The 20,517-nt window shown below is 72.9% G+C and carries 13 protein-coding genes; 9 read left to right on the forward strand and 4 right to left on the reverse strand.

Going from position 1 to position 20,517, the window contains the following annotated elements; translation table 11 throughout:
* Positions 1–76: 76 nt before the first annotated feature.
* The gene (locus EV372_RS04270; RefSeq protein ID WP_130398751.1) at positions 77–1,813 is read right to left on the reverse strand and encodes a proline--tRNA ligase; all 1,737 of its coding nucleotides are present in this window, start codon (positions 1,811–1,813) and stop codon (positions 77–79) included.
* Positions 1,814–1,983: 170 nt separating this feature from the next.
* Between EV372_RS04270 and EV372_RS04275 the strand changes: the two genes are divergently transcribed.
* The 6 genes from EV372_RS04275 (at position 1,984) to EV372_RS04300 (ending at position 8,106) form a co-directional block, all read left to right on the forward strand.
* On the forward strand, positions 1,984–2,853 hold the full coding sequence (locus EV372_RS04275) for a spermidine synthase (RefSeq protein ID WP_486484095.1): 870 nt from the start codon (positions 1,984–1,986) through the stop codon (positions 2,851–2,853).
* 97 nt (positions 2,854–2,950) lie between these two features.
* The gene (locus tag EV372_RS04280) at positions 2,951–4,162 is read left to right on the forward strand and encodes a sensor histidine kinase (RefSeq protein ID WP_130394944.1); all 1,212 of its coding nucleotides are present in this window, start codon (positions 2,951–2,953) and stop codon (positions 4,160–4,162) included.
* Positions 4,159–4,827, forward strand: a complete 669-nt coding sequence (locus tag EV372_RS04285; protein WP_130394945.1) for a response regulator — start codon at positions 4,159–4,161, stop codon at positions 4,825–4,827. Before EV372_RS04280 ends, EV372_RS04285 begins: the two co-directional genes overlap by 4 nt.
* Before the next feature lie 202 nt (positions 4,828–5,029).
* On the forward strand, positions 5,030–6,298 hold the full coding sequence (locus EV372_RS04290; protein WP_130394946.1) for a cytochrome ubiquinol oxidase subunit I: 1,269 nt from the start codon (positions 5,030–5,032) through the stop codon (positions 6,296–6,298).
* Between the two features lie 19 nt (positions 6,299–6,317).
* Positions 6,318–7,253, forward strand: coding sequence for a cytochrome d ubiquinol oxidase subunit II (locus EV372_RS04295; RefSeq protein WP_130394947.1), 936 nt, complete (start codon positions 6,318–6,320; stop codon positions 7,251–7,253).
* 505 nt (positions 7,254–7,758) lie between these two features.
* On the forward strand, positions 7,759–8,106 hold the full coding sequence (locus EV372_RS04300) for a hypothetical protein (RefSeq protein ID WP_130394948.1): 348 nt from the start codon (positions 7,759–7,761) through the stop codon (positions 8,104–8,106).
* Between the two features lie 842 nt (positions 8,107–8,948).
* On the opposite strand, the gene EV372_RS04305 is transcribed toward EV372_RS04300, so the two are convergent.
* The 3 genes from EV372_RS04305 to EV372_RS04315 all read right to left on the reverse strand — a co-directional run bounded on the left by EV372_RS04305 (position 8,949) and on the right by EV372_RS04315 (position 12,543).
* Positions 8,949–9,218 (reverse strand): DUF6406 domain-containing protein, encoded by a 270-nt coding sequence (locus tag EV372_RS04305; RefSeq protein ID WP_019607990.1) that lies wholly within the window; start codon positions 9,216–9,218, stop codon positions 8,949–8,951.
* A 178-nt stretch (positions 9,219–9,396) separates the two neighbouring features.
* On the reverse strand, positions 9,397–11,808 hold the full coding sequence (gene secA2, locus EV372_RS04310; protein WP_130394949.1) for an accessory Sec system translocase SecA2: 2,412 nt from the start codon (positions 11,806–11,808) through the stop codon (positions 9,397–9,399).
* A gap of 120 nt (positions 11,809–11,928) precedes the next feature.
* Entirely contained in the window at positions 11,929–12,543 is a 615-nt protein-coding gene (locus EV372_RS04315; RefSeq protein ID WP_130394950.1) for a GTP-binding protein, read from the reverse strand.
* Positions 12,544–13,317: 774 nt separating this feature from the next.
* Here EV372_RS04315 and hisS point away from each other — a divergent pair.
* The 3 genes from hisS to EV372_RS04330 all read left to right on the forward strand — a co-directional run bounded on the left by hisS (position 13,318) and on the right by EV372_RS04330 (position 20,201).
* Positions 13,318–14,652 carry a histidine--tRNA ligase gene (hisS, locus tag EV372_RS04320; RefSeq protein WP_130394951.1) on the forward strand — a complete coding sequence of 445 codons (1,335 nt, stop codon included), beginning with the start codon at positions 13,318–13,320 and terminating at the stop codon, positions 14,650–14,652.
* Positions 14,653–15,063: 411 nt separating this feature from the next.
* Entirely contained in the window at positions 15,064–17,520 is a 2,457-nt protein-coding gene (locus EV372_RS04325; RefSeq protein WP_130398753.1) for a LuxR C-terminal-related transcriptional regulator, read from the forward strand.
* 167 nt (positions 17,521–17,687) lie between these two features.
* The gene (locus EV372_RS04330) at positions 17,688–20,201 is read left to right on the forward strand and encodes a LuxR C-terminal-related transcriptional regulator (protein ID WP_130398754.1); all 2,514 of its coding nucleotides are present in this window, start codon (positions 17,688–17,690) and stop codon (positions 20,199–20,201) included.
* Positions 20,202–20,517 lie beyond the last annotated feature (316 nt).

Consider the following 20,517-nt stretch of genomic DNA (forward strand, 5'->3'; position numbering starts at 1 on the left):
GCCCGCGAAGGAGCGCCTGCGGGCGGGGGGTAGGGCCCGCGGTCTCCTCGCGGGCCCTACCCCCTCCCGTCACCCGCTACGCGCGGCAGGCGGCGACGGCGCGGTCCACGATCTCGGCCAGGGCGACCTCCTCGCGGTCTCCGGTGGCGCGGTCGCGCAGCTCCACCAGGCCGTCCTTGAGGCCGCGGCCGACGATGACGCCGGTGGGGATGCCCAGGAGTTCGGCGTCGGTGAACTTGACGCCGGGCGAGACGCCCTTGCGGTCGTCCACGAGGACGCGCAGGCCCCTGGCCTCCAGCTCCCGGGCGATCCGCAGCGCCTCCTCGATCTGTTCCCCCTTGCCGGTGCCGACCACGTGCACGTCGGCGGGCGCCACCTCGCGCGGCCAGACGACGCCCTTGTCGTCGTGGGACTGCTCGACGACCGCGGCGACGGCGCGCGAGACGCCGATGCCGTAGGAGCCCATGGTGACCCGCCGGGGCTTGCCGTCGGGGCCCAGGGCGTCCACCTGGAAGGCGTCGGTGTACTTGCGGCCCAGCTGGAAGATGTGGCCGATCTCGATGCCGCGCGCGGTGTACAGGGTGCCCCGGCCGTCGGGCGAGGGGTCGCCGTCGCGCACCTCGGCGACGTCGATGGTGCCGTCCGGGACGAAGTCGCGGCCCGCGACCAGGCCGACGACGTGGTGGTCGGCCTCGTCCGCGCCGGTCACCCACGAGGTGCCGGTGACCACCCGGGGGTCGACCAGGTAGCGGACCTTGTTGTCCAGCAGCGCGCGGGGGCCGATGTAGCCCTTGACCAGGAAGGGGTTGGCCGCGAAGTCCGCCTCCTCCAGCAGGGCGACCTCGGCGGGCTCCAGCGCCGCCTCCAGGCGCTTGAGGTCCACCTCGCGGTCGCCGGGCAGGCCGACGGCCAGCAGCTCCCACTCCTCGGCGCCGGGCGCGCGGGTCTTGACCAGGACGTTCTTGAGGGTGTCGGCCTCGCTGAAGTCGCGGCCCAGCCCGGCGCCGTTGAGGAAGTCCACCAGGGTCTGGATGGTGGCGGTGTCCGGGGTGTGGTGGACCGCGGCCTCGGGCAGCCCCTCGACCGGGAGCGCTTCGGGGGCCGGGACGGCCACGGCCTCGACGTTGGCGGCGTAGTCGGACTCCGTGCTGCGCACGAAGGTGTCCTCGCCGGTCGGGGCGACCGCCAGGAACTCCTCCGAGGCCGATCCGCCCATGGCGCCCGACGTGGCCGACACGATCACGTACTCCAGGCCCAGCCGGTCGAAGACGCGGATGTAGGCGGCGCGGTGGTCGGCGTAGGACGCGCGCAGGCCCTCGTCGTCGATGTCGAAGGAGTAGGAGTCCTTCATGTGGAACTCGCGGCCGCGCAGCACGCCCGCGCGGGGACGCGCCTCGTCGCGGAACTTCTCCTGGATCTGGTACAGCGTGACCGGGAAGTCCTTGTAGGAGGAGTACTCCCCCTTGACCAGGAGCGTGAACAGCTCCTCGTGGGTGGGGCCGAGCAGGTAGTCGGCGCCCTTGCGGTCCTTGAGGCGGAACAGGGTGTCGCCGTACTCCTCCCAGCGCCCGGTCGCCTCGTAGTACTCGCGGGGCAGCAGCGCGGGCAGGAGCACCTCCTGGGCGCCGATGGCGTCCATCTCCTCGCGCACGATCCGGGCGACGTTCTCCAGGACGATCTTGCCCAGGGGCAGCCAGGTGTAGACGCCGGGTGCGGCCCGGCGCACGAACCCGCCGCGGACGAGCAGCTTGTGGCTCGGCACCTCGGCGTCCGCCGGGTCCTCACGCAGGGTGCGCAGGAACAGGGTCGACATCCGCAGTAGCACGGCCACTCCTCGTGGGACTTGTGAAAGATGCCAAGGAACTTGCAAAACCTAAAAAGACCTTGGCGACTTAAAAAACCTGGGTTCCCCAGGCTAGCGCGATCACGGACACGCTCGCCCGGGCCTGTGCGTAGTCTTGGGGCCGACGAACGGAGGCGGACGTGGGCAGACGCGGCGCGCGGAGGGAAGCGGCGCCCGGCGGGGACGGCGAGGACGCCGTGCACGACGGGAACCCGGGCACGGAGCTGCTCGCCGACGCCGACCGGCCCGACTCGTGGTTCCTGGTCGTGGACGGTACGCCCCAGTCCCACGTGGACCTGGCCGACCCCTCCTACCTGGACTTCTCCTACATGCGCCGCATCGCGCACGCGGCCGACCTCGTGGCGCCGCCGGAGGAGGCCGTGGACGCCCTGCACCTGGGCGCGGGCGCGCTGACGCTGGCCCGCTACGTGGCGCACACCCGTCCCGGCTCCCGGCAGCGCGCGGTGGACGTGGACGCGCCCCTGGTCGAGATGGTGCGCAGGCGGCTGCCCTGGGACCGCAGGGCGCAGCTGCGCGTGGGCGTCGGCGACGCCCGGGAGTGGATCGCCGCCCGGCACACCGACAGCGCGGACCTGGTGGTCAGCGACGTGTTCGCGGGCGCGCGCACCCCGGCCCGCCTGACGTCGGCGGAGTTCTACGCCGAGCTGGCGCGCGTCCTGCGGCCGACCGGGATGCTGGTGGTCAACATCGGCGACGGCGGGGGCCTGGCCCACACCCGGAGCCAGGTGGCGACCGCGCGCACGGCGCTGCCGCACACGGCGCTGTCGGCGGAGCCGGGCGTGCTGCGCGGGCGGCGGTTCGGCAACCTGGTCCTGACGGCCTCGCACAGCCCCCTGCCCGTGGAGGAGCTGGGCCGCCGCGCGCACCGGGATCCGGAGATGGCCCGCCTTCTGGAGGGCGGGGAGCTGGACCGCTTCGTCTCGGGCCGGTCCCCCGTGCGCGACGCCGACGCCGTCGACTCCCCGGCTCCGCCGGACGGCGTCTTCTAGCCCGGAGGTGGTCTACTCCCCGGGGAGTAGACCACCTCCGGAAAACCCTCCCCCGGGGTGACGGCCTCCCCGAGGGGTCCCCCGTACTGTCGGGGTTGTGGCAGCACTACTCCTCCGCCCCGCGCGCACCGACGTCTGGCTCGCGTTCGGCCTGCTCGCCGCCTCCACGGGCAGCACGGCGCTGGTCAGCGCGCTCCAGCGGGAGGCGGGGGCGGCCGACCCCTGGCCGTGGGGCCACGCGCTGATCCTGGTGGCCTGCCTGGCCGTCCTGTGGCGCACCGCCTATCCGCGCGCGGCCGGGCTGGTGTCGGTCGTCGCCTCCACCGTGTACTACCCCCTGGGCTTCCCCGACGGCGCGGTCATGCTGTGCACCGCCGTCATGCTCTACACCCTGGTGCGCTGGGGGTACCGCGTGTTCGGCTGGACGCTGGGCGTGGGCCAGTTCGTGGCCGTCAACGGCTACGAGTTCCTCATGACGGGGACCTTCCGGCCCGAGGCGGTCGGCATCGTCGGCTGGGTGCTCGTCCTGCTGTGCACGGGCGAGGTCGTGCGCTGGCGGCAGGAGTACCTGCGGGCCGACCACGAGCGCGAGGCCGAGTCCCTGCGCACCCGGGAGGAGGAGCTGCTGCGCCGGGCCTCCGAGGAGCGCGTCCGGCTGGCCCGGGACGTGCACGACACGGTGGCGCACAACATCTCCCTCATCAACGTGCAGGCGGGCACCGCCCTGTACCTGATGGAGACCGAGCCGCAGCGGGCCGCGGAGGCGCTGGCCACCATCAAGCAGACCAGCAAGGACACCCTGGTCGAGCTGCGCGGCATGCTCGGCGTGCTGCGCGCCGTGGACGAGGCCGCGCCGAGGTCGCCGGTCCCCGGACTGGACCGCCTGGAGGAGCTGGCCGAAGGCACCCGCCGCGCGGGGATCGACGTGGTCGTGGAGGTCAGCGGTGTGCCCGGGCACCTGCCCGTGAGCACCGAGTCGGCCGCCTACCGCACGGTCCAGGAGGCGCTGACGAACGTGGTCCGCCACTCCGGGGCCTCCTCGGCGCGGGTGGGCATCGAGCACCGCGCGTCCTCGCTGGTCGTGGAGGTCACCGACGACGGCGCCGGGACGGTCGGGCCGCCGGCGGCGGGCAACGGCATCACCGGGATGCGCGAACGCGCCGCGCTGGTGGGCGGCACGGTGGACGCGGGCCCCCTGCGGGAGGGAGGATTCCGGGTGCGCGCCCGGCTCCCGCTCGACGGCGCCGGACCGGACCGCCGGGCACCGGCCGTCCCCTCCCCCGACACCGACGAAACGAGGCCCCGTTGATCCGGGTACTGCTCGCCGACGACCAGGCGCTGGTACGCGCGGGATTCCGCGCTCTGCTGGACAGCGCCCCCGACATCGAGGTGGTCGCCGAGGCCGCCGACGGCGAGGAGGCCGTCCGGCTGGCCCGCGCCGAACGCCCGGACGTGGTCCTCATGGACATCCGCATGCCCGGTGTGGACGGCCTGGCCGCCGCCGGGCGCATCCTGGCCGATCCCGCCCTGGAGGCGACGCGGGTCGTCATCCTCACCACGTTCGACCTGGACGAGTACATCTTCGAGGCGCTGCGCGCGGGCGCCAGCGGGTTCCTGGTCAAGGACACCGAGCCCGGGGACCTGCTGCGGGCGGTGCGGGTGGTGCACGGCGGCGAGGCGCTGCTGTCGCCGGGCATCACCCGGCGGCTGATCGCCGACTACGCGCGCCGGCCGCCGAGCGCGCCCGACCCGTCGGTCCGGCTGAACGGGCTCACCGAGCGCGAACGCGAGGTGGTCGCCCTGGTCGGCGGCGGCCTGTCCAACGAGGAGATCGCCGCCCACCTCGTGCTCAGCCCGGCCACCGCCAAGACCCACGTGAGCCGGGCCATGGTCAAGCTGGGGGTGCGCGACCGAGCCCAGCTGGTCGTCATCGCCTACGAGACCGCCCTGGTCACCCCGAAGTGGAGCCGGTGAGGACGGACCGCGTGCGCCCGGGAGCGTTCCCGGGGTTCCCCCGGGGCCGCCCCGGGGTCGCCCCCTACGCCCGCGGGAGTACCTCCGCCGCCGCCCCTACCCTCGGAGGGGGCGGCGAGGAGCCCCCGCCTGGACGATGTGCCCGCCCTCGCCGCAGTCGGATGCTTGACCGCGTTCCCACCGCCGAACGCGAGGCCCGACGATGTTCGAAGACCCCCTCCTGCTGGCGCGGCTCCAGTTCGCGCTGACCGCCGCCACCCACTACGTGTTCGTGGCCCTGACCCTCGGGCTGGCCCCCTACCTCCTCGCCACCCAGCTGGTCGCCACCCTGCGCGGCGACCGCTCCCGGATGACCGCCGTGCGGTTCTGGGGCGGCCTGTACCTGGTCAACTACGGGATGGGCGTCCTGTCCGGGCTGGTGATGGAACTCCAGCTCGCGCTGAACTGGAGCGGCCTGCACGGGATGTTCGGCTACACCTTCGCCGCTCCCCTGGCGCTGGAGACGATGACCGCGTTCTTCGTCGAGTCCACGTTCCTGGGTTTGTGGATCCTCGGGTGGGACCGCATGGGCCGGTGGGCGCACCTGGCCTGCTTCGCCGTGGTCACCGCGACGGCGTACGCCTCGGCCTGGTGGGTGCTGGTCTCCAACGGCTTCCTGCGCAATCCCGTCGGCTTCGAGATGGTCGACGGGGTGGCGCACCTGACCGACCCCGTCGCGCTGATGACCAATCCGGCGGCCGTGCTGGCCTTCGGTCACATCGTCACCGGGTCCCTTCTGGTCGGCGCCCTGGTCGTCGCCGCGACCAGCGGCTACCACCTCGTCCGCCGCGACGACGCGCACGGCGTCTTCCGGCGCGGTATCCGCTACGCGACGCTGGTCCTGTGCGTCGTGCCGATGCCCGTGGCGGCCTTCGGCGGGGTGCAGTTCGGGCTGTTCGGCCAGGACCCGCCCACGAGCGGGCTGACCTACACCGCCGAGGAGATCGCGGCGATCGAGGCGGCGCACCCGGGCGGCCCCCTCCTGGAGGCGGCCAACACGACCGGCGACCTGGTGATGATGACGTCGTGGGCGCTGATGTTCCTCCTGGGCCCCCTCATGCTGCTGGCCTGGCCCCTCGGCGGTCTCGACCGCTGGAGGTGGTTCCTCGCCCCGCTGGTGGTGACGCCGTTCCTGCCCTACCTGGCCAGCGTCGGCGGCTGGGTGTTCCGGGAGACCAACCGCCAGCCGTGGACGGTCGTGCACCACCTGACCACGGCCGACGCGGTGACCCCCCTGTCCCCGGCCGCGGCCGCGGCCTCCTTCGGTTTCTTCACCGCCGCCTTCGCGGCCCTGGCCGCCGTCACCTGCTGGCTCCTGGTGCGCTACGCCCGGCGCGGCCCCGAGGGCGGGCCGCTGGCGGAGCAGCGCGCGCAGCCGCCCGAGGACCCCGCGGAGCCCGGTGGGTCCGCCGTCCCCGTCCACACGTACTGAGCCCGGAAGGCCGCACGCCATGGACCTCCTCTCCTCCGCACTCCTCGCCCTGCTCGTCGTGGGCTACCTCGTCCTGGCCGGTGCCGACATCGGCCTGGGCATGCTGATGCCGCGCCTGGCGCGCGGTCCCGAGCAGCGCCGCCGCGTGGTCGCCGCCATCGCCCCCTACTTCCTGGCCTCGGAGGTGTGGCTGGTCGCCGCGGTGGGGGTCCTGGCGGGCCTGTTCCCCGCCCTGGAGCACCACGTGGTCGCCGAACTGTGGCCCGTGCTCGCCGTCCTGCTGGCCGGATGGCTGGTCCGCGACGCGGGGCTGTGGCTGCGCGCCCGCGTGGACGGCGACCGCTGGCGGCTGGTCTGCGACTGCGCGCTCGTCGGGGGCAGTTGGGCCCTGGCCGCCGCGTGGGGCCTGGTGGTGACGGGTCTGCTCGCGGGCGGCCTCACCGCGAGCGCGTTCACACCGCTCTGCGCGGTCGCCGTCGCGGCGCTGTTCGCGTTGCGCGGCGCGGCCTTCGGGGCCGAGCGGCTGGTCGGCCCGGCCGAGTCCGAGAGCGCGGACGTGGCCGCCCGGGACACGCGCCCGCTCGCGCGTCTGGCCCTGGGGGCGGCGGCGCTGGCGGCGGTGGCGGCCGTGCTGCCCGGCGGCCCGGACCTGTCCCCCGGGTCCGCCGCGGCGCTGACCGCGGTGTTGACCGCGGTGCTGCTGACGGCCCTGGTGGCGACGAGCGGCCTGGTGGGGCCGATGCTGTCGCGGCACACGTCGGCGGTGGCGATCGCCGTCCCCGGTCTGCTCGTGGCACTGGCGGCACCGGAGCTGCCCTCGGCGCCGATCCCCTCCACGACCGCGGTGTTCGTGTGGGCGACCCTTGTTCCCGTAATTCCGGTCATGTTCGTCGGCCAGGTTTGGCTCTACCGAATGACACGCCGTCCAGCGGTCGCACCGACCTTCTTCGCCTGATTCCGGTCGGCCCTCCGCACAGGTCAGTGTGCCCCGCGGGAGCCGCGGGGCGTGCCCGGGCCCGGCGGCACCGGCTCCCGTCCCGGTTGGCGGCGGCGGCGAACGGGCACGGTCTCCTGCGGGCAACGCGCCCGTGACGCCCCCTCCCACCGGGGAGGCTCCGGCGTGATCGCGCACGGGTGCTGTCGATCCCCTTGGAGGGACTGTGACTCACCGGATGACCACGACCCCCGACCTGCGTGGGTGCAGCTGCGGTTCGGGCTGCGGCTGCGGCTGTCAGAGCGGCGGCTCCTGCAACTGCGGCGGAGGCTGCGGCTAGCGGGTCCCCGCGTCCACAAGGATCCGTCTCCCCTTCCGGCGGGCCGCCCCTTCCCCCGGGCGGCCCGCCGCCTCCCTTCCCCCTTCTTTCCCGCCCCGCCTCCGCGTGTCGCGACAAGGAGCAATGCTGGGTATACGCTGTGTTACCACGTGAGCCCGCGTATCCACGTGGTGGGGGAGATCAGCGATGTCGCCGTTCACCAGACCAGCATCGGGGAGAGGCCACCCCTCCGAGCACGCGAGGGTGCTCCAGTGCGTTCTGGGCATTCGGGAGCGCTCGGCGCGTGCGGTCCCCTGGGAACCGGACACGGTCGGCATCCCGGCCTCGGGCCGCTCCAGCGCCCTGGCCCGGATCAACGACGTCGCCTTCTACGCGAACGCGCGCGAGGAGGTGTCCGCCCTGGCCGGGATCTGCGTGGACCTGCTGCACCTGCACGCCCCCGACGACGGGGACGAGGACGGGGACCGCTGCCGGGGGTGCCGCCTGGCCTGGCCGTGCCCCACCTTCACCGAACTCTGCCGCCTGCTCGCCTAGCGGCGGAGCACGGGCGGCCGACAGGAGAACGGACGCCGTCCGCCGGAGTCGGGGCGCGATCCGACTTCGACGGACGACCGTCCTCGCCTGCCGTCCGCTGACGCCCCGCGGTCGAGCCGCCGGGCGCCCTCACCGGGGCGGGCACCTCCAGAGACTAATACTGAAACGCGTTCTACCGCAAGACCCGGGGCCACGGATCCCACCACGAGAACCGGGACGGACAGGCCTCCATGCTCGGGAGGAACAGGATCTACTCGACGCCGGGCGGAGAGTCGGGGAAGCGTCGGGACAGCACGCGGCGGACATCCGGCGAAGGAGGCGCGGACGCGCCGGAGCGGGGAAACCGGGCCCCGCGCGCGACGCGAGGGACGGAAGAGACCGCCCCGCCTACGCGGGGCAGCCAGGCCCAGGGGCGGGGGACAGCCCCTGGGACCGGCCTTGGGGCGGCAGGGCGCAGCGGCCCGTGGACTCTCCGGGAGTGGGGGGATCCTCCCTGTGGCCGCTGCCGGGGCGCGCCTTGCTCCACAGACGTTAACGAGGAACCGGTAACGCGAACACCCTCCATCAGATAACCGGAACGTCTCGATTCGCGCTGGCGGGCACGCCGCCCTCATCCGTGACCTGCGCCGATGCTCGTCCTTCACCGGCGCTTCACCTCTGGAGCCCCCGGGTTCCCACGGGTCACACAAGCAACAAAACCCTTGCCAGTCGACGCCCGAAAAGACGGTCGGCCACAAAACCGGAGGTCGGCAATCCCCCTCCGGTAAAAGGTTGCACGGGGTTGCAGCCCCCCACCGGAACAAGGAAAACGAAGGCCCCGGGCGTTCGCCCGGGGCCCGGAGTCAACTTATTCGCGTGGCCAGCAGATATGCGGAGGGAGTATCCGCGTCGACAATGTCGGTCACCCTCCACGCCTGCCCGCCGACGCTGAACACGTCACCCACCCGGACGTCGATCATGGGCGTGGGCCGCCACTCCTTCGGTCCGCCGATCTTGGCGACCGGGTGGCCGTCCTCATCCACCCAGAAACTGCCCCCGCCCACCGGACCGCCCGCGAATCGGTCGTTCCGTCCATAACTGATCTTCTCCTGCGCACCGACCTCGTGGACCACGGTGAATTTCGTCCCAACCGTCTCGGGTTCCGTTGAAAACGCAGCCATGTTAACCCGGACGGAGCAATTGGTGATGCCGTTTTCGGGCTTGTGGGGCGTTTCGAGCAGAGTAGCTGACAAAAGTAATGCGCGGGCCGGGACTTTGGTCCCGACCCGCGCATCCGTCTGCGGGGAATGGTCAGCTCCCGCTTCCCCGGCCGCCCTTGAGCCTGCCCACCAGGGTCTCGAACGCGGAGCTGAACGGGTGGTCGTGCACCATGTACGTCCACGTCATCGACGGGCGCTTGACGCCCACCGAGCTCACGTCCAGCTCGCCGTCCACGACCTCCAGCTCCTCGAAGCTCTCGGCCGCCCTGGCCCGGGCCTCGTCCAGGAAGCCCTTGAAGACCGGCACGGCGTCGCGGTTGAACTCGTCCAGCGGGTCGCGACGGCCCAGGAAGCGCAGGTGGATGCCCTCCCTCAGCTCCGACAGGAAGGCGTTGTGGTCGGTCCAGCCCCGGTCCAGGTGGTAGAGGGTGATGAGGCGGGCCGCCCGGGCGACCTTCTCCTCGTTCGACTCCTCCGCCCCGGCGTCGGCGCCGCTTCCGGCGGCCCCGGCGTTCTCCTCCGCCTCGGCGCCCTCTCCGGTCCCTGGACCCTCCTCGGCCCCGGTTCCCTTCCCGGCCAGCTCCTCCAGCAGCTCCTCGTGCCGCTTCTTGCGGTCCGCCCTGATCTGCCGGTCGCCCTGGTCCCCGGTCAGCACCATCTCCCGGTGCTCCAGGACCACGTCGCGCTGCACGTCGATCAGCTGGTTGTAGCGCCAGGTGTTGCGGTGCACCTCCAGCAGCTGCCCCTCGGCCACGCGCTGCGCGTGGTCGATCATGGCCAGCCAGCCCTGGTCGGTGATCTCACCCTCGGAGGTGGTCTGGTAGCCCGTGGTCTCGGGGGCGTGGTTGACCACCAGGTCGTCGTCCATGCTGACGAAGAAGATGGAGTCGCCCGGGTCGCCCTGGCGCCCCGCGCGGCCGCGCAGCTGACCGTCGAGACGGCTGCTGGGGTAGCGGCCGAAGCCCATCACGTACAGGCCGCCGGTCTCCACCACCCGCTCGCGGTCGGCCATGTCGCTGCCGCCCAGCCGGATGTCGGTGCCGCGCCCGGCCATCTGGGTGGAGACCGTGATGGCGCCGTGGGTGCCCGCCTCCGCGATGATGGCGGCCTCGTCGGCGTCGTTCTTGGCGTTGAGGACCACGCACTCCAGCCCGGCATCGCGCAGACGCCCCGCCAGCAGCTCGGACTCGGCCACGTCCTGGGTGCCGATGAGGATCGGCCGCCCGGACTTGTGGACCTCCTCCACCTTGGCGATGAGGGCGTCCTCCTTCTCCTCGCGCGTGGCGTACAGGCGCGAGCCGTGGTCCTCGCGGACGTTGGGCTTGTTGGAGGGGATGACCGCGACCTCCAGCTCGTAGAACTCGCGGAGCTGTTCGGCGACGGCCATCGCGGTACCGGTCATACCGGCGCGCGTGGGGTAGCGCAGGACGAGCGACTGCACGGTGATGGAGTCCAGCACCTCGCCGGTCTCGCTGAGCGCCACCTTCTCCTTGGCCTCGACCGCGGCCTGGAGGCCGTCCGGCCAGCGCTGGAGCAGGGCGATGCGCCCGCGCGACTCGTTGATGAGGCGGACCTCGCCGTCGCGCACCACGTAGTGGACGTCGCGCTGGAGCAGCACGTGCGCGTGCAGTGCCAGGTTGACCTGCGGCAGGACGGAGGTGTCGTCCTCGGAGTACAGGTCGACCCCGTCCAGCGCCTTCTCCACCGCGTCGATCCCGGCGTCGGTGAGCTGGACGTTGCGCCCCTCGCCGTCGATCTCGTAGTGCAGGCGCGGCTTGAGCCCGCGCACGACGTCGGCCATCTCCACGTCGGCGTCCACGCTCTCCGCGGCCCCGGCCAGGACCAGCGGGACACGGGCCTCGTCGACGAGCACCGAATCGGCCTCGTCGATGATCGCCACGTGCGGCGGCGGCACGACCCGGTCGGCGATGTCGGTGACCATGCGGTCGCGCAGGATGTCGAAGCCCAGCTCGCTGACGGCCGCGTAGGTCACCTCGCAGGAGTAGGCGGCGCGCCGCTCCTGGGGGGTCGAGTCCTCGGTGATCCAGCCCACGGTGACGCCGAGCATGTCGTAGAGGGGGCGCATCCACTCGGCGTCGCGCCGGGCCAGGTAGTCGTTGACGCTGAGCAGGTGCACGCGCCGGCCGCGCAGGGCGAACCCCGCTGCGGCGAGGGCGCCCGCCAGCGTCTTGCCCTCGCCCGTGGCCATCTCGGCGACGTGGCCGTCGAGCAGGGCCATGACACCGAGGAGCTGCACGTCGAAGGGCCGCTCGTCGAGTGAGCGCCGGGCGGCCTCGCGGCCGACCGCGCACAGCGACACGAGGTCGTCGCGCTCGTAGGGGAGTTCGGCGTTGCCGAGTTCGATGGCCTTCTCCGTCAGCTCGGTGTCGCTGAGCTCACGCAGACCATCCTCCTCGGCCTCGATCGCCGACAGGAGCTTGGTATAGGGCCGCAGATCCACCGCACCGGGCTTGCCCAGGAAGCGGCGAACGCCTTCCGCCATTCGTCCGAACACCACCACAGGGTAACGCCGGACACAACCGTTGGAAGAACCCCGGGCGCCCACATGTGCGGACGGTTGCGTCCAAACCGCCCCCCGGTCCGCCACGGGGCGCCCGACGGCTCAGGCGAACTGGCGCTGGTGGCGCTGGCGGGCCTCCACCGCCATGGCGTGCTTGACCAGGGTCACCAGGACCCGGACGACGGAGTTGCGGTCGCGGGCGTCGCAGTGCACGACGGGCACGTCCGGGGTCAGGTCCAGGGCGTCGCGCAGTTCGTCGGCGCTGTGGGGGTTCTCGGGGCCGAACTCGTTGACCGCGACGACGAAGGGCAGCCGGTACTGGCGCTCGAAGTAGTCCAGCGCCTGGAAGGTGTCCTCCAGGCGGCGGGTGTCGGCCAGGATCACGGCGCCCAGCGCACCCCGGACCAGGTCGTCCCACATGAACCAGAAGCGCTGCTGGCCCGGGGTCCCGAACAGGAAGAGGGTCAGGTCGGTGTCCAGCGAGATGCGGCCGAAGTCCATCGCGACCGTGGTGCTCGTCTTGTCCGGGGTGTGGGAGAGGTCGTCCACGCCCGCGCTGGCGGCGGTGACCGCGGCCTCGGTGCGCACCGGCGGGATCTCCGAGACGGCACCGACGAACGTGGTCTTGCCGACCCCGAACCCCCCGGCGACGATGATCTTGGTGGACAACGCGGTGGAGGCGTGGACGTTGTTCGTGCTGTTGACTGGATCGATCACAGTTAGTCCTAGCGGGAGTGCCGGGCCAGCGGGGCGGACGGCGCGCACGGTCCGGTCCTCGGGGTACGCGACCCGCCGGGGTCGGTACCGACGTGGGAGGCACCGTTCCTGGAACCTAACACCGGATGGCCGGTGGGGAAGGCGTTTTGGCTCAGTGGTGCGGCACGCCACACCGGTCGGCTCGTGGGGTCCGCGGCTCCCGGGCAGAGGAGGAGTCGCGGGAGTGGGGTGGCCGTCGCGTGGCGGTGCGTCCTCCGCCCGAAACCGACCGTGAACAGGTAAGCACACACCTGTACCCCGGAAGGTCGACTTTACGACATTGTGAGCGGTCATTTTCGGCCGCTTTCGGCCGCGCCGATCCCTGTCCGGCGGGATCCGCGGAGTCTACGGTGGAGGCAGGGCCCCGCACCGGCAAGTGCGGTCGCGGAGAAGACTCCTGGCACGAGGACGCGACCATCCGCGGGAGCCCCGGCGGCGCCCCGGGTACAGGGCCACCACCGACGTCTCGCTCTTCGACGTCGGTCCGGTCGACACTCCGGTCCGGCGCGTCAGCGCCCCACCGGCCCACAACCGTCCACGTGGGCCGGTGGTGGCCGGACCGCGGCCGACGGACGCGACCGGCGGGTCCGTCCGTCGCGCCACCCTCCCGACCGGGTTCCCCGTAGACTGGGCCAGCCCTCCCCCGCCCGTCGAGCGAACCCGCGCGTACCCACGCGCGCCGCGGCGCGGACGGGGCCAGCAAGCCGAGACGAAACTGTGAGCCGAGAACCCCACATGTCCGATCAGCGCGTCGTCCGACCCACTCCCATCAGCGGTTTCCCCGAGTGGTCCCCTCAGGTCCGGGCCGTGGAGCAGCGCTGGCTGGACCATATCCGCGCCGGGTTCGAGTCCTTCGGCTTCGCGTCGGTGGAGACGCCGTCCGTGGAGAACCTCGACGTGCTGATGGCCAAGGGCGAGACCTCCCAGGAGGTCTACACCCTGCACCGCCTCCAGGCCGACGCCAAGGACGACTCCGACGCCAGGCTCGGGCTGCACTTCGACCTCACCGTGCCCTTCGCCCGGTACGTCGCCCAGCACTTCAACGAGCTGGCCTTCCCCTTCAAGCGCTACCAGATGCAGCGCGTGTGGCGGGGCGAGCGCCCCCAGGAGGGGCGCTTCCGCGAGTTCACCCAGTGCGACATCGACGTCATCAACGTCGACTCCGTCCCGCTGCACTTCGACGCCGAGCTGCCGCGCATCGTGCACCGGGTTCTCAGCGGGCTGGACCTGCCCGCCTGGACGCTCAACGTCAACAACCGCAAGGTCCTCCAGGGCTTCTACGAGGGCCTGGGCATCAAGGACCCGATCGCGGTCATCCGCGCCGTGGACAAGCTGCACAAGATCGGCGACGACGGCGTGCGCGGGATCCTGCTGGCCGACGGCCTGACCGACGAGCAGGCCGACGCCTGCCTCGCGCTGGCCCGCGTCCGGGGCGCCGGGGCCGGCGTCGCCGAGCGGGTCCGCGGGCTCGGGGTCTCCTCCGAGCTGCTCGACGAGGGGCTGGAGGAGCTCTCCTTCGTGCTGGAGGACCTGGCCGACCTGCCCGAGGGCAGCGTCGTGGCCGACCTGTCCATCGCCCGCGGCCTGGACTACTACACGGGCACGGTGTACGAGGCCTCCTTCGACGACGACCCCGGCTACGGGAGCATCTGCGCGGGCGGGCGCTACGACGACCTGGCCGGGCAGTTCATCCGCAGGCGGCTGCCGGGCGTGGGCATCTCCATCGGCCTCACCCGCATCTTCGCCAAGCTCGTCGCCGAGGGCCGGATCGAGGAGGGGCGCGCCTGCCCCACCGACGTGATGGTCGTGGTGCCCGGCGCCGAGCGCCGCAGGGAGGCCCTTCTCACCGGGGAGCTGCTGCGCGGGCGCGGGTTCAACACCGAGGTGTTCCACTCCACCGCCAAGGTCGGCAAGCAGATCCAGTACGCCGCCAAGAAGGGCATCCCCTTCGTGTGGTTCCCGCCGTTCGGCGAGGACGGCGGCCACGAGGTCAAGGACATGGGATCGGGGGAGCAGGGTCCGGCCGACCCCGCCACCTGGGCCCCGAAGGGCCCGGAAAGCGCGGAGTAACCGCTCCATAGCACCTTCCCGTCCGGCGTGGGCGGTTTCTGTCCGCTCATGCCGGAACCGGCCATTCGGAGGACAACCGGGGGCGGCGGGTGCGACACTGGGAACGGCGTTCCCCGCGCCGCCCCCGCAGCGGCGGCGCGGCCTCCCGGGGCCTGCGGTGGATGCTTGCTCAGCCCCTGGGGGTTGTCGTTCAAGCGCCGACGGGGTTCTGGAGGTGCCGGAGGTGGGACTGCGAGGAACGAGCCGTCTCACCGGAGGTGCCGTTGTGCTTGCTTCAACCCGATTCCTGCCCTCGGGGCGCCTGAACACAGGAGGGCTGCGGTCGCAGGCCGTCCGTTGGGGGTGGTGGAGGATGACGGGCGGGAGAAGCGGAGCGGAGCCCCCAAGAAGCACTGCCCAGTGATCGAGGCCATGTCCCCTCCCCGCCACAACCTGCCCCTGTCCGCCGGCGAGTTCATCAGCTTCGTCGGACGCGAGCGCGACATCGTCGACCTGGGCCGCCTCCTGGGCACCGCCCGGATGGTCACGCTGACCGGTACCGGCGGTATCGGCAAGACGCGCCTGGCCCTGCACCTGGCCGAACGCGTCATGCGCCGGTTCCCCGACGGCGTGCGCTTCGTCGACCTGAGCGAGGCCTCCACCCACGACCAGGCGCTGCGCGCGGTCGCGGGCAGCCTCCAGGCGGTGCAGGACGACTCGCGCACCATGACGGACGCCGTCATCACCTCGCTGCGCACCCGCAACCTGCTGCTGCTCCTGGACACCTGCGAGCACGCCGTGGGGCCGATGGCGCAGCTGTGCCAGGCCGTGCTGCGCGACTGCCCCCGGGTGCGCATCCTGGTGACCAGCCGCCAGCCGCTGCACGTTCCCGAGGAGAACATCTGGCGGGTGCCGCCGCTGTCCCTGCCCGCGCGGCCCACCCCCACCGACCCCTACGCGGCCGACCCCGCGCCCATCCCCCGGCGCGACACCCAGCGCTACGAGTCGGTGCGCCTGTTCGTCACCCGCGCGCACGCCGCGCGCGCCGGGTTCGAGATGACCAGGGAGAACTCCGGTTACATCGCGGAGATCTGCCGGATGCTGGACGGCATGCCGCTGGCGATCGAGCTGGCCGCCGCACGGGTGCGGGTGCTGTCGGTGCAGCAGATCCTGCGCCGCCTGGACGACCGCTTCCAGCTGTTGACCAGCGACGGGTCGGAGGACCTGCCGCCGCGCCAGCGGACGCTGCGCGCGGTCCTGGAGTGGAGCCACGACCTGCTCACCGAGCCGGAGCGGCTCCTGCTGCACCGGTTGTCGGTGTTCTCCACCTGGTACCTGGAGGCCGCGGAGGACGTCTGCTCGGGCGAGGGGGTCGACCCCGCCGACATCCTGCCGCTGCACTTCTCCCTGCTGGACAAGTCACTGGTGGTGATGGACGCCGAGGTCGACGGCACCACCCACTACCGGCTGACCGAGACGGTGCGCGCCTACGCCGCCGAGCACCTGGCCGACAGCGGCAGCGAGGACGACCGGTGGGAGCGCTACCTGCGCTTCTGCGTCGCCCGTCTGGAGGAGTGGGCCAAGAGCTGCTGCGCGCCGATGCCGTGGGGGGAGCGCCTGGGGCACCTGCGGCTGCTCGACCACCACCGGGAGAACCACGCCCGCGTGGTGGACTGGGCGCTCTCGCGCGGGCGCGTGGACGAGGCCCTGCGGGTGTGCGTGGCGCTGCGCTCCTACTGGATCGTGCGCGACCTGGCCGCCGAGGGCAGCCGCCTCCTGGAGCGGGCGCTGTCCACCGACTCCGACGCGCAGTCCCCGCACCTGCGGGCGCGCGCCCTGGCCCTGCACGCCGAGCTGCGGCTGGACCTGGACGCGGCGCCGCGCGTGTCCACCCTGGCCCTGTGCGCCCTGGAGTCGGCGCGGGCCTGCCGCGAGGCGGGAGCCGCCGCCTCCGCGCTGGCCACCCTGGCGGCGCTGTGCCTGCGCACCGGAACCCTGGACGAGGGCCAGGAGCACGCCGAGCGGGCCGGGGTGTGGGCCTCCCAGGTCAGCGACCCCATCACCGAGGCGGCCACGCTGGACGTGCTGGCCCAGCTGGCCCGCCGCCGCGGCGAGGCCGAACGGGCCACGGCCCTGCTGGAACACAGCGTCGCGGTGGCCGACAACCTCGGCGACCGCTGGAGCGCGGCCCGCGCCCTGCACGGGCTGGGCTCGATCGCCGCCGAGCGCGGCGACTTCACGCGGGCGCGGGAGCTGTTCTCCGACGCCCTGTCGGTCTTCGGGGAGCTGGAGGCCGCCCCGGCCACCGCGCACTGCGCCCGGGAACTGGGCCGCCTGTACCTGGCCGAGGGAGAGACGCTGCTCGCCCGGGAACCCCTGGCGACGTGCCTGCGGGTGAGCTTCACCTCCGGCCGCAGGCTCGCGGTGGCCCGGGCCCTGGAGGCGTTGGCGGAGCTGGCCCTGGCCGAGGAGGAGGCCGAGCGGGCCGCCGCCCTGGTGGGGGTGGCCGCCGACCTGAGGGCGGTGCTGGACCGCCCCTCGGCCGAGACGCTGCGGCTGCGGTCGGCGGCCGAGCGGCGCGTGGGCGCCACACGCACCGCCGAGGCGTGGAACGCGTGGCGCCCCCTGCCGCTGGAGCAGGTGCTCGACCGCGCGCTGGCCTTCCCCCGGCCGCAGTCCACGGGGCCCTCGGGCCCGGATTCGCTGACTCCCCGGGAGAGGGAGGTGGCCGAACTGGCCGAACAGGGCCTGTCCAACCGCGAGATCGCCGAGCGGCTGACCATCAGCCACGCGACGGCGGCCCGCCACATCGCGAACATCTTCAGAAAACTCTCGATTTCCTCCAGGACGCAGTTGACCGGCTGGGCCGTCCCGGGTGACGGTGGCTGACACGGCCCCGGTCGACGGGACGCACTTGCACAGTGCGCGTGCACCCGCTAAGACAGGAACTCCGGGTACCAGAGCCCACACCAACGACGTCCGCCCCTGCCGACCTTCCCCCCAACCCTGGTGAGAACCTCCCCCTACAGCCCCTACATGTGAAGGCCATGGCACCTTTGACCGCGCCCGCGCGGCACAACCTCCCCCGTCCGGGCACCGGATTCGTGGGCCGTGAGCGGGACCTGAGCGACCTGCTCCGTCTGCTCGGCTCCAGCCGCTCCGTCACGCTGAGCGGAACCGACGGCCTGGGCAAGACGCGTCTGGCGATACGCGTGGCCGAGCAGTCCACCGCGTGGTTCCCCGACGGCGTGTGGATGGTCGGCATGGCGGACGCGCGCACGACCCTGGAGGTGTACGCGCGGGTGGCCGCCGCCGTGGGCGTGGTGGAGGAGCCGGGGCAGCCGCTGTCGGTCACGGTGACCGAGGCACTGTGCGAACGCCACCTGCTGCTGGTGCTGGACGCGTGCGAGCACGCCGTCGAGCAGGTGGCGGAGGTCGGCGAGGCCCTGCTGGCCTCGTGCCCGTCCGTGTCGATCCTGCTCACCAGCGAGACCCCCGTCCGCCTGTCGGGCGGCACCGTGTGGCGGATGACGCCGATGGCGCTGCCACTGCCCGCGCGCAAGGGGCCCCAGCCCGACCCCGCCGGCGCGGAGGCGGTGCGTCTGTTCATGGACCGCGCCCGCGCCCGCGACCCGCGCTTCTCGCTCTCGCGCGAGGAGATGGAGACCGTGACGGAGCTGTGCGACCTGGCGGGCGGCATCCCGTTGGGGATCGAGGCGCTGGGCGCGAGCGCGCCCGGGGTGGGACCCGCCGTGCTGGTCGAGGGGCTGCGCGAGCACCTGTCCTCCCCCGAGGTCCAGCCCGGCCCGGGGCAGGCGGTCCCGCGCAGCGAGATGCTGCCGGTGGTGCTGGACTTCGTGTACCGCGGGCTGCCCGAGGCCGAGCGGGTGCTGCTGCGCCGCCTGTCGGTGTTCCGGGGCTGGAACCTGGAGCTGGCCGAGCAGGTGTGCGCCGACGAGGCGCTGCCCGAACCGGACATCCTCGACCTCGTGACGTCCCTGCTGAACCGCTCCCTGATCACCGTGACCGGCGAGTTCGAGGGCCGGGTGCGCTACCGGCTGCCCGAGGCCGTGCAGAGGTTCGCGCACTCCCGGCTGGTCGCGGCGGGCGAGGCGGAACTGTTCCAGGAGAGGCTCCTGGACCGGATGCTGCGCCTGGCCGAGGACCTGGGCCAGAAGCTGGAGTCGAGCCGGGTCATGCCCTGGAGCGAGCGCGACTCCGGGCGCCAGCGCGTGATCGCCGAGTACGACACGCTGCGCTCCCTGCTGCGCTGGGCGCTGGAGCACGGCGCCGCCGAACCGGGCCTGCGGCTGTGCGTCAGCCTGACCGCGCACTGGGTGAGCCACCAGAGCTACTCCGAGGGAGCGCACTGGATGGATCGCCTGTTGGAGCTGGAGGACGCCGCCAAGGCCCCCTCGCGCGCGCGGGCGCTGGTGGGCCGGGCCCAGCTGGCGCGGGTGCGGCGCGACCACGGGCTGGCGGTCTCGCTGGGCGAGGAGGGCCTGCGGCTGTGCCGCGAGGCCGGGGACGACGTGTTCGTCCGCGTCGCGCTCAACCTGCTCGCCCTGGTCGAGGTGCGCGAGCGCGTGTCGGACCAGGCCGCGGTGCGGGTGGAGGAGGCGCTGAGGCTGTGCCGTGAGTCGGGTGACCTGTGGGGTGAGGCGATCGCCCTGGGCACCCGGGCGGCCCTGGTCGCCCAGCAGGGCGACCACCCCACGGCCGACCACCACTACAACGCCGCGCTGACGCTGCTGCGCGGGATCGACCACCGGTGGGGCGTGGGCGTCACCCTCATGGGCCAGGCGTACGCGGCGGAGGCCAGCGGCGACCTGTTGACGGCGGACCGCTGCTACCGGGAGGCGCTGGACACCCAGAGGCTGATCGGGGCGGTGGCCGAGGAGGCGCGCTGCCTGGCCGGGATCGGCCGGGTCGCGCACGCCCAGGGGTCCACGGGACAGGCCTACGACTACCTGAGCGAGGGGCTGCTGCTGAGCCACTCGACGGGCCAGCGCGCGGACGCGGCGCGCGCCCTGACCGCGATCGCCCGGGTGGCGTTCGGGGCGGGGCTGCGCGAGGGCTCCTGCCGTCTGGCGGGCGCGGCGATGAGCGTGCGCGAGCGGCTGGGGCTGTCCACACACGAGGCGCCGTGGCCGTTCACCGACGTGGAGAAGGTCCGACGGCGCCGCCGCCAGCTGGTGGGCTGGTGGGAGCAGGGCCGGACGCTGGCCCTGTCGAACGCGGTCCGCGAGGGAGAGCAGCTGGCGGAGGAGGCGCGGCGCCCGCCGTCGCGCCGCTCCGCGCCGCCCAGCCGTCCCGCGCGCGGGCGCCAGGAGCGGAGAGGGCCCGCCCCGGACCCGGAGTCGGTGACCCCCGAGGAGCGGCTCACCCCGCGTGAGCTGGAGGTGGCCCTCCTGGTGAGCCGGGGCAGGAGCAACCCGGAGATCGCCCGCGAACTGTTCATCACCCCGTCGACGGCGGCGCGGCACGTGGCCAACATCAACCGCAAGATGGGCTTCCACTCGCGTACGCAGATCACGTCGTGGGTACGCCACCACCAGAGCTCGGACTAAGCTGCCCGATCTGCCCTGTTAAGCCCGGCTCGCCACCGGGAGAACCAGCTTCCGCACCGAATCTACATATGCATGTGCATAGCAATATGCATGTGCATCTGGCTGTGAACGCGCTAGGCTTCAAGCCATGGGACACCACGTTCGTGTCACTGCGGTGGCACGGTCGCTGAGGTCCCGGAAACGGCCGTCGAACACCGGTGTGACACCGGTTTCCGGCGGACGTCAGCCCCGGAGAGGTCTCCGGGGCCGGTGGGAGGCCGCGTCGGCAGGGGTTGCGTCCTGGGGAGGGACACCGCATCCGCCGACCGGTGCGTCG

This window comes from Nocardiopsis sp. CNZ308, assembly GCF_004217075.1.

Excerpts from the sequence above, each read along its gene's own strand:
- EV372_RS04325 (WP_130398753.1), top strand. The coding sequence starts at position 15,064 with ATGTCCCCTCCCCGCCACAACCTGCCCCTGTCCGCCGGCGAGTTCATC.
- hisS (WP_130394951.1), top strand. The coding sequence starts at position 13,318 with ATGTCCGATCAGCGCGTCGTCCGACCCACTCCCATCAGCGGTTTCCCC.
- EV372_RS04290 (WP_130394946.1), top strand. The coding sequence starts at position 5,030 with ATGTTCGAAGACCCCCTCCTGCTGGCGCGGCTCCAGTTCGCGCTGACC.
- EV372_RS04295 (WP_130394947.1), top strand. The coding sequence starts at position 6,318 with ATGGACCTCCTCTCCTCCGCACTCCTCGCCCTGCTCGTCGTGGGCTAC.
- secA2 (WP_130394949.1), bottom strand. The coding sequence starts at position 11,808 with ATGGCGGAAGGCGTTCGCCGCTTCCTGGGCAAGCCCGGTGCGGTGGAT.
- EV372_RS04270 (WP_130398751.1), bottom strand. The coding sequence starts at position 1,813 with ATGTCGACCCTGTTCCTGCGCACCCTGCGTGAGGACCCGGCGGACGCC.
- EV372_RS04300 (WP_130394948.1), top strand. The coding sequence starts at position 7,759 with ATGTCGCCGTTCACCAGACCAGCATCGGGGAGAGGCCACCCCTCCGAG.